General features: G+C 62.2%; 1 pseudogene. It reads left to right on the forward strand.

The annotated features are described in order from the left end of the window. Window positions 1–183, forward strand: a pseudogene (locus SB679_RS25080) (hypothetical protein); the annotation flags it as partial. Between the last annotated feature and the right edge of the window lie 76 nt (window positions 184–259).

Consider the following 259-nt stretch of genomic DNA (forward strand, 5'->3'; position numbering starts at 1 on the left):
CACGCAGCTGACCGCGACGCCGCCATCGCCGCCGCCCTTGAAGCCCTCGACAACGTGCACGTTGAGGGAGTCAAAACAACCGTTCCGGTGCATAAGATGCTGCTGGCGCGTCCCGAATTCGCCTCCGTCACCCACCATTCCAAGTTCATCGAGTCCGCTCCCGATCTTTTGGAGGCGAAATGACCACGCCCAGCACAGCGCTCTCGTCAAACTCCGTGCGGAGTGAAGCCCGCTACACCTGGGGCGGTGACGAGTTCCT

This window comes from Chryseobacterium sp. SIMBA_029, from assembly GCF_046535275.1.
GTDB lineage: Bacteria > Bacteroidota > Bacteroidia > Flavobacteriales > Weeksellaceae > Chryseobacterium.